Genomic DNA, 12,476 nt, shown 5'->3' with positions numbered 1-12,476 from the left:
CCTGGACAGATCCGATCAACGCGAAACAATTCGCAGCCGAACTGGTGAAACATAATTATCGTGAAGGCTGGAGACTGCCCGATATGCCACGATAACACGATAAAAGTAAGTTAGGAATTAAAGATTAAAAAATAAATAGCAATTATTATGAAGAAAGTATTTTATCCATTAGCTTGTTGTCTTGCAGCGGGAGTTCTGGTTTCCTGCAGTGGTCAGAAGAAAGCCGGAACAGCTCAGGAAGAGCAGTCGGCAAACGAAGTAGCATTGTCATATTCAAAATCATTAAAAGCGGCAGAGACGGACAGCCTGCAATTACCGGTAGATGCGGATGGTTACATCACCATCTTTGACGGAAAAACATTCAACGGATGGCGTGGTTACGGTAAGGACAGAGTGCCTTCCAAGTGGACTATCGAGGACGGATGTATCAAGTTCAACGGTTCCGGCGGCGGTGAAGCGCAGGACGGTGACGGCGGAGATTTGATCTTCGCTCACAAATTCAAGAACTTCGAACTGGAAATGGAATGGAAGATTTCCAAGGGCGGTAACTCCGGTATCTTCTATCTGGCTCAGGAAGTGACTTCCAAGGACAAGGATGGCAACGATGTACTCGAACCGATCTATATCTCCGCTCCCGAATACCAGGTATTGGACAATGACAATCATCCGGATGCCAAACTGGGTAAGGACAATAACCGTCAGTCAGCTTCTTTGTATGACATGATTCCGGCTGTTCCCCAGAATGCGAAACCTTCCGGCGAATGGAACAAGGCCAAGATCATGGTTTACAAAGGCACCGTTGTTCACGGACAGAATGACGAGAATGTTCTTGAATATCACCTGTGGACAAAACAATGGACGGAAATGTTGCAGGCCAGCAAATTCAGCGAAGACAAATGGCCGCTGGCTTTCGAACTGCTGAATAACTGCGGTGGTGAAAACCATGAAGGATTCATCGGAATGCAGGATCACGGTGACGATGTTTGGTTCCGTAATATCCGCGTGAAGGTTCTGGACTGATCGCAGTAATCCATGAGGCTAGCCAAAAAGATAGAATTTACATCCCCCTCTTCTACAGATCTATCTGTATCAAAAGTAAGACAAGTCTTGAATCTTTTTAGCTAGCCTTATAATTAGACCTTTCTGATATCTATAAACATGAAAATCCAAATTAATTTATATGCATTAGCTCCTCTTCCAATTGTTCCATTTGGGATTTCAGTATAGAATAAAGAAGACAGAAAAGACGCAGCTATCCAAATTTATTCTGTTAGAAATATATCCAATAAAATCACATGACGAAAATTATGAATGTGATGCTGCCTATATTTCTCTTCTGAAGAATTCAGCAAGCCGTCAAATACAATGATATATACTGCGCTTATAATATGAGATAAGCAAACGCTGTAAGCAATAAAATATTTATTGTTCAGCTACATTTTAACCATTTAATTAATTTATATTTATGAAAAAGCACCTAATAACAGTACTTGCCTGCTGTTTACTCCTCATCGGTTGCAAAGATGATAAGGTTGATCCCGATCAGTACGATCCATCTCAACCGGTAGTATTTACAGATTTTAATCCTAAAGAGGGAGGTATGCGAACCCGCCTGTACATTGAAGGCAGTAACTTTGGAAGTGACCCTACCAAAATTCATATCACGATCGGTGGAGAAAAAACGAAAACCATCGGAGCTGATGGAAAAAACATTTATTGCATGGTTCCTTCCAAGGCTTTTGATGGAATAATCAATGTTCGCATAGATGGACCGGATGGCAAACCGATTGCAGAACATACATTTGAAGAAGAATTCAAGTACACTCCTGCAACGGTTGTAGGCACCTTGCTACGTAAAGTAGATGAGGATAATAATTCCGCATTTCAAGAGGGTTCGTTCGATGAAGGAGCTTCTATTCCTTCCAATGATTGCATGGTGTTCGATCCCAAGTACAAAGACGGAGACAACCGGTTACTTTTTTCTTCAAACCATTCTGACGGTCTCCATCTAATAGACCTGACAGAGCGGACTGTAAAACGTCTCTTTCCAAGAACAGGATATAGCACAATGTACTCTTTCACATTCAGCGCTGACGGAGACACGTTGCTGTTTACCGATGATCACGGTCAGGACAACACTACCCGGGCAAATATCTATTATTCTCTCCGTCGTGAGAATTTTCGACGAATTCGTCCTTACAACTATGGCAGGACAGCATATAGCTTAGTGTATATGGATGACGGAACCATCTTTTACACCACCTGGTGGGAAGGAAAAGTCTACAAAATGATACGCAATGGAGCTATTCCCAATATCGACGAGAATGCGGAAGTTGCCTTTAGTCTGAGTCAGATATCAGCAGTGGGCGGTTCACACACGATATTATTCAAGCACCCGTCCAATAAATTTATGTACATGCTTTCCGACAATTTTGGCGCAGTGTTCAGAGCCGATTATGATCCGGTGGCAAAAACATTCGGTAATCCCAGCATCATTGCCGGAAACATGAACGATAAAAGTTTCAAAGAAGGAACAGGAGGTAGCGCCCGGTTTAACAAACCACAGTTCGGTGTATTTGTTAAAAACGAAAAATACGGAGAAGGAATCGGTCCTGACAAAGACCAATATGACTTCTATTTTTGTGACAGAGAAAATCACTGCATCTGGAAGCTGGACCCACATGGAGTAGCCTCTCTCGCAGCCGGACGAAGTAACGAAAATGCCGACGGCAAAATTTGGGGATATGTAGACGGTAATCCGTTACATGAAGCACGTTTCAATCAGCCTGCCGGCCTTGCCTACGATCCTGATACAGATATGTTCTATATCGGAGATATCGACAATAAAGGAATTCGTTATATGACAACGGAATAATACTATTTAAAACACAAATGAATATGAGAAATATAATCTTACTATTTTTCTTGATAGTAGGCTGGACAACTACAGTCTATGCCCAAAATGAACAAGAGACGATTGAAGTGACAGGAATCGTCACAGATCCAAAGAACGAACCTTTAGTAGGTGTAAACGTTACAGCGAAAAACATACCGGGCTTCGGCGCGATAACCGACATAAACGGACGTTATAAGATCAAGGTTCCCAATTATTCTTACTTGATCTTCTCTTATGTGGGATTTACAAAACAGGAAGTCTTTATCAAAGACAAAAAAATCATTAACGTCGTTATGGTAGAGACGAAAGAAACGGTCATCGACGAAGTTGTTGTCACAGGAACCGGCACTCAGAAGAAGGTAACTGTGACAGGTGCCGTTACCACAGTCGACGTTTCTCAGCTACGTACTCCGACAGCAAGTATAACGAACGCTCTTGCAGGTAATGTGGCCGGTATACTCGCTCGCCAAACTTCCGGACAGCCGGGGAGTAATATCTCCGAGTTTTGGATACGCGGTATCTCCACTTTCGGCGCCGGCGGCAGTGCATTGGTGCTGGTCGATGGTTTCGAGCGTGATATGAATGAGATCAATGTGGAAGATATCCAGGACTTCTCAGTGTTGAAGGATGCCTCTGCAACAGCAATTTACGGTTCACGCGGTGCAAATGGAGTTGTCTTGATCACGACCAAACGCGGAAAAGAAGGAAAGACCCGCGTTAATGCCAAAGTAGAAACCTCGTATAATACACGCACCAGAACTCCGGAATTTGTAGACGGTCCAACGTATGCCCGCATGATGAACGAAGCCTTAATTAGTCGTAGTCAAGCTCCAGCCTATAGCGAAAGTGACTTGAAACTGTTTGCAAACGGGTTGGATCAGGATCTTTTCCCGAATGTGGACTGGATGAACTTAATACTGAAAGACGGCGCCCCCACTTATCGTGCAACCGTAGACTTGACCGGAGGTGGTACGGTGGCCCGTTATTTTATTTCTGCCAGTTATGTAAATGAAGGTGGTATGTACGAGACAGATCGTGCTATGACGGACTATAACACCAATGCCAACTACCATCGCTGGAACTACCGCATGAATGTAGACATAGACCTGACAAAAACTACGCTACTAAAAGTAGGTGTATCGGGGTCTTTGGACAAACAGAACCTGCCGGGAAGCCAATATCATGAAATATGGCACTCACTGATGGGATACAGTCCCATCGCTTCACCAGTACAATATAGTGACGGAAAATGGGCAGCAGTCGGTAATGAGGGACGAAGAAATCCGTGGGTGCTGACTACCCAGCAAGGGTATCAGGAAACATGGAAGAATAAAATCCAGACTACAGTTAACCTTGAACAAGATCTGAAATTTATTACAAAGGGATTAAAATTCTATGGGCGCTTCGGCTTCGATACTTATACAGATAACGGTGACAACCGTTTCAAATGGCCGGAAAGTTGGTTAGCAGAACGGCAACGTACCTCCGACGGAGAGCTGCAATTCAGAAGAATAGAGACGCAGAAACTGATGGACGGAACGATGTATTCAAGTGGACAACGGAAGGAATATCTGGAGGCAGAGCTACACTATAACCGTACGTTTGGTGACCACATGCTAGGAGCCGTTTTAAAGTATTCTCAGGACAAGACTACCAATACATCTCACAACGGCAATACAGATAGCTACGAGAAGATTGTGCAGAGTATTCAAAATCGTCATCAGGGATTTGCAGGACGTTTCGCCTATGGATGGAAATACCGCTACTTCTTTGACTTCAATTTCGGTTACAACGGTTCCGAGAACTTTGCCTCAGGTCAGCAGTTTGGATTTTTTCCCGCCTATTCTGTGGCATGGAACATCGCTGAAGAGTCAATCATCAAGAAACATCTCAAATGGTTGAACATGTTTAAGCTGCGCTACTCATACGGTAAGGTAGGTAACGACAATGTGGGAACCCGCTTCCCATACGTAGAGAAATTCGGAACATGGGATGAAGACGGTTACTATTACGGTGATATCGGCACCAGTAATTATTATTATACCGGACTGACCTATTCGAGAATTGCATCAAACAGCATCACTTGGGAGGTAGCCAAGAAACATGACCTCGGACTTGACTTCTCTATGTTCAATGATAAGTTCAGTGGCAGCATTGACTACTTCCACGAACAGCGCAACGGTATTTATATGTTGCGTAGTTATCTTCCTCAGATTATCGGTCTGAATCACATCACAACAAAACCTTATGCTAACGTAGGCTCTGTCTTGTCCGAAGGCTTTGACGGAAATATTGCTTATAAGCAGAAGGTAGGTGAGGTAGACCTTACGGTACGTGCCAACATGACCTATAGTAAAAATGAGATCAAGGAATATGACGAAGAGAATAGTCGCTACCCGTATAAGATGAAGTACGGATTCCGTGTAGACCAGGCGCGTGGTCTGATAGCTGAAGGATTATTTAAAGACTATGAAGAAATTCGTAACAGGCCATCACAGGGGTCAGGCATCATGCCAGGCGATATCAAATACAAAGACGTAAACGGTGACGGAGTCATTAACGGAGACGACGAAGTGCCCATCGGCGCAACGACTCGCCCTAACTTGATTTACGGATTCGGTGTATCTGCGCAATGGAAAGGATTTGACATCAACGTTCACTTCCAAGGAGCCGGAAAATCATCCTTCTTCATAGACGGATTCACCGTATATCCCTTCAAAGAGAAGTCCTGGGGAAACATTCTGACAGATGTAGTCGGAAACTACTGGTCGTTGGGGACCAACGAGGACCCGAATGCCAGATATCCACGTCTGAGTTATGGAGGCAATGATAACAATTATCGCGCTTCAACTTATTGGTTACGAAACGGTTCATACATCCGTTTGAAAAATGTGGAACTAGGTTACAGTATCCCGAAACGGTTTGTCAATAAACTCCATCTGGACCGTGTGCGTTTGTACCTGATGGGAACAAACCTACTGACTTTCTCCGACTTTAAACTTTGGGATCCGGAACTGGGTAGTTCTAACGGACAACAGTATCCCCTATCTAAAACTGTTACCATCGGACTGACGGTGGGAATCTAAAACAATTATGAAAAGAAAAATTATGAAAAGAAATAAATACATCTTATTGGGAGCGGTAGCGCTCGGGTTAGGACTCACTTCCTGTTCCGATTATCTAAATGTAGATCGCTATTTCAGAGATCAACAGTCTACAGAACGCATTTTCTCAGACAAAGACTATACACTCCAATGGCTATCATTCTGCTACAGCCGCTTGCAGGGAGATAATCTGGAAGTAGGACACAGCGACGTATGTCCTTTCAACTTCTCAGATGACCAAGTATTCAACGAGCGTGGAGACCGTTTTGCCAAATTCAAGCGTGGCGAATATTTAAATTCCACAGGCGGTCAGAATGCATGGAAATGGTCATATGACGGAATCTATCAAGCTTCCATCCTACTGAATGAATTACATGAGAATCAGGATCTCACTCCGGAGGAAGTGACAGATGTACGAGGACAGGCCCGTTTTCTGCGTGCCTATTTCTACTGGATGCTTCTGAGAAAATTCGGTCCGATCCCCATCCTACCACCGGAAGGAGCCGATTATACAAAATCATATGATGAGTTGGCGTATCCACGCAACACCTATGACGAATGTGTGCAATTCATTACCTCTGAATTGGAAATTGCAGCTACCGAACTATTCGAAAAACGTGATAACTTGAACATTGCCCGCCCAACCAAAGGAGCTGCACTGGCTGTACGCGCCAAAGTTTTTCTCTATGCCGCTAGTCCGCTGGTTAACGGAAATACGGAAATGGCAGACTTCACCAACAAGGACGGCAAACAACTGATTCCGCAAGAATACAATGAAGAGAAGTGGGCAAAAGCCGCTGCTGCTGCCAGAGATATGATTGATTACTCGGAAGCAAGCGGACTTTACAAACTTTATACTTTTGAAAGACGTCCGGTTAGTACAGACGAAGCTTATCCAACTACGATTGAACCGCCCTATCATGAGGAATACAGCAACAAGCCCTTTCCAGAAGGATGGGCCAATATAGATCCTTTTGAGTCTTATCGTTCTATTTTTAATGGTGACATCTATGCTGCAGAGAATCAAGAACTTATTTTCACCCGAGGAACCAATGGAGACAGCAATGACTTAAAAACAGACAACACCATGGTAGATTTCGTTAAGCATCAACTACCCGGAACGTTTGGAGGATATAATGTACACGGAATAACTCTGAAACAAAGTGAAGCTTATGACATGGCAGATGGTAAACCTTTTAGCAAAGAATACTACACCTTGTGGAAAGGAAAGTTCACAAACGATGAAAACAAAGATGAACACAAGTACGACCACGTAAAAAATAATGTATGGTGGGGATATACCAACCGTGAACCTCGTTTCTATGCCTCCGTAGCTTTCAACGGAGCAATTTGGAATGCACTAAGCATCAAGGAAGAAGGAGGGAAAGATTCACGAAACAAACAAATCTGGTATTATCGGGGAGCGACCGACGGACGTATAAACGGTTCTGATAACTGGTGTATCACCGGTATCGGCATTATGAAATATGTAAACCCGAACGATTGTGCCAAATGGGGAGGCTCCATCTATCAGAAAGTGGAACCTACACTTCGTTACGCCGACATATTACTGATGTATGCAGAAGCACTAAATAATATTTCTGAAGGGGCACACTATCAAATAGCCTCATGGGACGGAAACCAGACTTACGACATCTCCCGTGACAAAGAACAGATGCGCCGCGGAGTAAAACCTGTCCGTATGCGTGCCGGAGTACCCGATTATAGTGATGAGATATATGAGAATCCGAAAAAGTTCTTTGAAAAAATAGTCCATGAACGGCAAATCGAATTCTTTGCAGAAACCCAGCGCTTCTATGACCTGCGCCGTTGGAAGATCGTCGAAGAGCATGAAAGTGAGCAAATCTACGGTTGCAACACACTAATGAACGAAGAATACAAAGACATGTATTATCTGCCGGTCAGAGTAGCCGAGCTACAGACGTCTTTCTCTCGTAAACAATATTTCTGGCCTATCAGCTTCGATGAACTGAAACGGAACAAGAATCTGTCACAAGCTCCCGGATGGCAGTACTATGATTAGTATTAACATTATAAACTAAAAAATCAATATGAGAAAATTATATATTTTAGGAATGATATTGGCAATGTGCGCAACATTCAGTGCGTGCAATGACGAATGGAAGGAGGAACTTTACACGCAGATGATTTCTTTCAAGGCTCCTTTGGGAGACAATAGTCTGAATGAAATTTATGTACGCTATCAGCCGGATGGAATGGGAATATACCAGTTGCCGGTCATTGTCAGTGGTTCGAAGAATAACGATCGAAATATAGACGTGAAAATAGCCGTAGATGAGGACACGCTCCGAATACTTAATCAGGAGAAATTCCCTGTAGGCCGTCAAGATCTTTGGTATGTCCCCCTTGCAAAACAACATTATTCTTTTGAATCAAATATTTGCCACATTCCTGCAGGAGAAAACATACAGCTCTATCCCATCCATTTCAACTTTAACGGGTTGGAACTGGATGAGAAATATGTACTTCCGTTGACAATTGAAGAAGACCCCTCTTATATACAAAATAAATATAAGGGACGTTATAAAGCGCTACTGGGAGTCAATCTGTTCAATGACTATTCTGGTACTTATAATACCACACTGATGAATATTTACATCGAAGGAACAACATCAGATCCCGCTAAGGTAGATACACGTGTAGCCCGTGTAGTGGACGAAAATACCATTTTCTTCTATGCCGGTTCAACTTGGGTGGAAGACGAAAACCGCTCCAGATATAAAGTATTTGTGGAGTTTGGAGAAGCAACAGAGGACGAGGAAGGTACTGTTAAAGGAACGTTGAAACTATACGGCGACGCAAGTGAATCAGAAATCAATATTCAACCACTGGGAGAGTGTAAGTATGAAAAACGAATCATTCAACACGAAACCATCAAATATATGGAACGCCATCTTACTACGCTAGAGTTGAGTTACAAGTACACGGATGTCACTTCTAATCCAGATTATCCGATGACTTATGAAGTAAAAGGCTCCATGACAATGGAACGACAAATCAATCCATTGATTCCAGATGAGGATCAAGCAATTGAATGGTAAAAAGGTAAAGATCTGGTAACCGCATATGGAAATAAATTTATTACATTTGCAGGAGAATCTTTAATGATGGGGTATGAGTTTTGAATTATAGTTTAATCCAAAGCTCATAGCCCCATTATTAGAAGTTTCAAATTAGTAATTCAAAATTAACCATTATGACCCCACAAGAGTTTTTTAAAAATGATTTATTCGCCGAAAATGCAGGTGTAATATTGCTTGAAGTACGCGAAGGATATAGCAAAGCCAAGCTGGAAATAAAACCCGAACATCTTAATGCCGGCGCACGAACTCAAGGAGGAGCTATCTTTACATTGGCAGATCTTGCACTTGCAGCAGCCGCCAATTCTCATGGTACGCTGTCCTTTTCCCTCTCATCCACAATCACTTTTCTACGTGCAAGCGGTCCGGGCGATACCCTTTATGCCGAAGCGCGCGAACGCTATATCGGTCGAAGTACCGGTTGCTATCAGGTAGATGTAACCAACCAAAACGGGGACTTGATTGCTACATTCGAATCAAGTGTTTTCAGAAAAGACCAGAAAGTTCCTTTTACGCTGTAATGACAGGAAACGAAGTGCGCCAGATTCGCTGACGCACTATTTAACGATAGAAGTCAACGGATGACGATTACCTCTGACATCATTTAAGAAAGCTTTGGCAGAACCAAAATTCAAAAACATATCCAAACGGACAGGAAGATGATTCTTATCATCTGTCACAAAGAAGGTAATCACCTCCTTTTCTTTCCCTTTCTTATCATACTCAACCAATGAAAAGATCAGGCAGCGATAGGTTACTCCATTTTCAGCTTTCACATTCTCTTTTCCCCGATAAATCAGCGTCTGTTCTTCTACTTTACGTCCGGTAGCCATCGGGAATTTGATTTTATCGCCTACCTTATAATCAGCAGGATCATAAGAACGCGCCTGAGCAAGAATAGTCAGCATATCATAGATACAGCGGCTATCACTTTCTTCTGATTCCTGAACTTCTCCGTCACGGAACGTACGTTTTTGCTTAGCAAAACAAAGACCGTCTTTATAAGAGAACCAAGCCTCATCTACCGTATAGCGTTTTCCTTCTTCGGCACCTTTACGAAAGTAACGAGGCTCCAGCTTTTCTCCCATGACGCAAGTTAATGTATCACGCATCTTGAAAAAGAAATCGGCACGCTTACTGCCTAAAGCAAGCAGATTGACACGGTATGCAGGTTCTGAGTGATAAGTAGTCGCATTGGTTGTCAGACTGGCTATACCCGCTTTCACCCAAACGAATTTCCAGTTGAAGTACAAGTCGTACATCACATGCTCTCCAGATTGGAAAGCATCGTTCTTTGCTTCACACTGTGCATTGGCAGGAAGTGCAAAACACCCTATAAACAATGCTACTAAGCCTATAACTAGATTACGGCGCAAACTAGCGGCGCCTGCGGTTTTGGTTATCTTGTTCCCTATCTTTCTTTCTTTTGTCTTCATCTGGTTTTTGTTTTTTAAGTTCATCCGGCTTCTGCTTGTCTACAGGAGTTGCATGGATATCCCAATTTTGGGTTGTATCCCATAAAGCTTTATACTCCAATATATTCGGGTAATAGTAGACAGCTTCCGGCTGCTGTCCTTTTGCATAATCACCTGTATCCCACTCTCCGTTTCCATTAGTGTCATTAATTAGTCTGGCACCATATTTTCCAGGATTCAGGAAATAAAAATCAGCCATTCCTTTGTCAATCCTCCGTTTACGTACCACTTTATCCTGAGCATCCAACAACTCTACAAATGCCATCGGGTCCGCTCCCGTAACATTGAAATGAAGAGTAAAATATTCATCCTCACTACGTACTTTAAACGATTGTTTTATCTTATCGGTAAACAAACCATAAATGCCATGAAAAGCTGTCGAGTCCACCGAGAACTCATATTCCATTGTAGCTTCCCAATCATTTCCAGGATACAGATTAAACCGCCGCAAATTCAATGAGTCTTGTTCGAATTCGAAAGGGACATCCTTCCAAATCGTATCCACCTTTTGCCGCAAATGAATGGCCGCAGTATCAAAACTAGCAATCGGTTCCTCAAAGTTCAAAGAGATATAACCATACACATCCATAGATGAAGGTGCATTCACATTCACCGGTAAGAATTTGGTAGGTATCGGCTCATCTTCTTCATCTTTCTTTTTCTTCTTTTTCTTCTTCTCGGGCTCTTCTTTAGTCAAAGTCTTTTGTTTGGATACCAACTTCAACGTATCTGTACGAGGAATTAATTGATTCAACGTATCTGTATAAAGATAGGTAAGGCTAAGAGCAAGGGTATCCTGTTTATAAAGCAAAGAGTCCTTCACCCAGTAATGAATCGTATCGTTCCGTTGGTTCTTTTCTATGATAAAAGCGTCCTTATCTTCGAAGTTCAAGCCTTTCAGCACAGGCAAAGTATCTGCTTTACCTGCAAAATAGAGTGTGAATTTCTGAGGAACCAACCGCTCGGACTTAATCAGGTACTGCGAATAGTTTAACTCTTTAAAAGCGCGGAGAATCACATCATCGGGCAGATAATGCATGTATTTCTTCTCAACAATCGTATCATAAGTCAAAGAATCCACCCAAGCTGTATCCATACGAAGTCTTTCCTCCATACGCGGAATGATCAATGAATCATTAAAAGCAATGACTTCACTTTTTTGAGTAAAAGCAAAGTTTTGGTCAGAATCCATCAGTCCAAAGATACGATACTTACCGGGAGCTACCCCACGGATGGAAAAGCGTCCACGACTGTCAGTACGAGCCACACGGTCGAAAGGGAGTTTGGTAAAAGCTGTATCATTCAGGTTAGCATGCAATCCGACCAGTATTCCTTTAATAGGCTCCAGATTGGAAGCGTCAAGTACCGTTCCTGATACTTCCATAGTATCAATCTGTGCACCGGTAGAAAAAGTAAATGCAAAATTACCTAAAGGATTACCTTCATTATTGTCAACGATAGCATCCGAGAAATCTATAGTATAGGTAGTATTAGGCTTCAGCGAATCAAGCAGATTCACCTGTATTCTCTTTCCTGATGCCTTGATTTCCGGTTGTTGTATCTGAGGAGGAGAAACAACCACCTTCTCGGTCGCTTTCTCTAGCTTAATAAACTCATCAAACTGGAGAGAAACTTTCGTTCTCTTATTATTAATAGCACCTGCAACAGGAGTACTGCCGACGAAACGCGGAGGATCATAATCCTTAGGTCCGCCTTCCGGTCGCCCAATGCTGGCACAGGAGTACAGTATAGCCGCCAGTACTACTACCGGAAAAGCTTTACGCACGATATGTTTTATCTTTTGATTCTCAAATTGTAACATGCTGCAAAAATAAACGTTCTTCACCAATAAACACTACACTTTCTAGCTAATTTATTA

General features: G+C 42.7%; 8 protein-coding genes. 6 read left to right on the top strand and 2 right to left on the bottom strand.

The genetic code is table 11. From position 1 onward, the window contains the following. The first annotated feature begins 147 nt into the window (after positions 1–147). The 6 genes from BLW31_RS10860 to BLW31_RS10835 all read left to right on the top strand — a co-directional run bounded on the left by BLW31_RS10860 (position 148) and on the right by BLW31_RS10835 (position 9,643). Positions 148–1,020, top strand: a complete 873-nt coding sequence (locus BLW31_RS10860) for a 3-keto-disaccharide hydrolase (RefSeq protein WP_074759549.1) — start codon at positions 148–150, stop codon at positions 1,018–1,020. Between the two features lie 445 nt (positions 1,021–1,465). Continuing rightward, positions 1,466–2,875 (top strand): IPT/TIG domain-containing protein, encoded by a 1,410-nt coding sequence (locus BLW31_RS10855; protein ID WP_010536080.1) that lies wholly within the window; start codon positions 1,466–1,468, stop codon positions 2,873–2,875. Between the two features lie 23 nt (positions 2,876–2,898). Beyond that, positions 2,899–5,982, top strand: a complete 3,084-nt coding sequence (locus BLW31_RS10850; RefSeq protein ID WP_029425192.1) for a SusC/RagA family TonB-linked outer membrane protein — start codon at positions 2,899–2,901, stop codon at positions 5,980–5,982. A 22-nt stretch (positions 5,983–6,004) separates the two neighbouring features. Continuing rightward, on the top strand, positions 6,005–8,044 hold the full coding sequence (locus BLW31_RS10845; RefSeq protein WP_029425191.1) for a RagB/SusD family nutrient uptake outer membrane protein: 2,040 nt from the start codon (positions 6,005–6,007) through the stop codon (positions 8,042–8,044). 28 nt (positions 8,045–8,072) lie between these two features. Then, entirely contained in the window at positions 8,073–9,083 is a 1,011-nt protein-coding gene (locus BLW31_RS10840) for a DUF4973 domain-containing protein (protein ID WP_010536077.1), read from the top strand. 155 nt (positions 9,084–9,238) lie between these two features. After that, a complete protein-coding gene (locus tag BLW31_RS10835) occupies positions 9,239–9,643 on the top strand; it encodes a PaaI family thioesterase (RefSeq protein ID WP_010536076.1) in 405 nt (134 codons plus the stop codon). Positions 9,644–9,679: 36 nt separating this feature from the next. Here the strand turns inward: BLW31_RS10835 and BLW31_RS10830 are convergent, their stop codons facing one another. Together BLW31_RS10830 and BLW31_RS10825 are read right to left on the bottom strand one after the other, a co-directional pair. Then, the gene (locus tag BLW31_RS10830; RefSeq protein WP_010536075.1) at positions 9,680–10,558 is read right to left on the bottom strand and encodes a DUF3108 domain-containing protein; all 879 of its coding nucleotides are present in this window, start codon (positions 10,556–10,558) and stop codon (positions 9,680–9,682) included. Further along, entirely contained in the window at positions 10,500–12,419 is a 1,920-nt protein-coding gene (locus BLW31_RS10825; protein WP_010536074.1) for an Ig-like domain-containing protein, read from the bottom strand. Before BLW31_RS10825 ends, BLW31_RS10830 begins: the two co-directional genes overlap by 59 nt. Positions 12,420–12,476 lie beyond the last annotated feature (57 nt).

The sequence above is a fragment of the Bacteroides faecis MAJ27 genome (assembly GCF_900106755.1).
Taxonomy (GTDB): domain Bacteria; phylum Bacteroidota; class Bacteroidia; order Bacteroidales; family Bacteroidaceae; genus Bacteroides; species Bacteroides faecis.
Note: the sequence above shows the minus strand (reverse complement) of the source record. Positions and strands in the feature narration are given on the sequence as shown.

Excerpts from the sequence above, each read along its gene's own strand:
- BLW31_RS10860 (WP_074759549.1), top strand. The coding sequence starts at position 148 with ATGAAGAAAGTATTTTATCCATTAGCTTGTTGTCTTGCAGCGGGAGTT.
- BLW31_RS10855 (WP_010536080.1), top strand. The coding sequence starts at position 1,466 with ATGAAAAAGCACCTAATAACAGTACTTGCCTGCTGTTTACTCCTCATC.
- BLW31_RS10850 (WP_029425192.1), top strand. The coding sequence starts at position 2,899 with ATGAGAAATATAATCTTACTATTTTTCTTGATAGTAGGCTGGACAACT.
- BLW31_RS10845 (WP_029425191.1), top strand. The coding sequence starts at position 6,005 with ATGAAAAGAAATAAATACATCTTATTGGGAGCGGTAGCGCTCGGGTTA.
- BLW31_RS10840 (WP_010536077.1), top strand. The coding sequence starts at position 8,073 with ATGAGAAAATTATATATTTTAGGAATGATATTGGCAATGTGCGCAACA.
- BLW31_RS10835 (WP_010536076.1), top strand. The coding sequence starts at position 9,239 with ATGACCCCACAAGAGTTTTTTAAAAATGATTTATTCGCCGAAAATGCA.
- BLW31_RS10830 (WP_010536075.1), bottom strand. The coding sequence starts at position 10,558 with ATGAAGACAAAAGAAAGAAAGATAGGGAACAAGATAACCAAAACCGCA.
- BLW31_RS10825 (WP_010536074.1), bottom strand. The coding sequence starts at position 12,419 with ATGTTACAATTTGAGAATCAAAAGATAAAACATATCGTGCGTAAAGCT.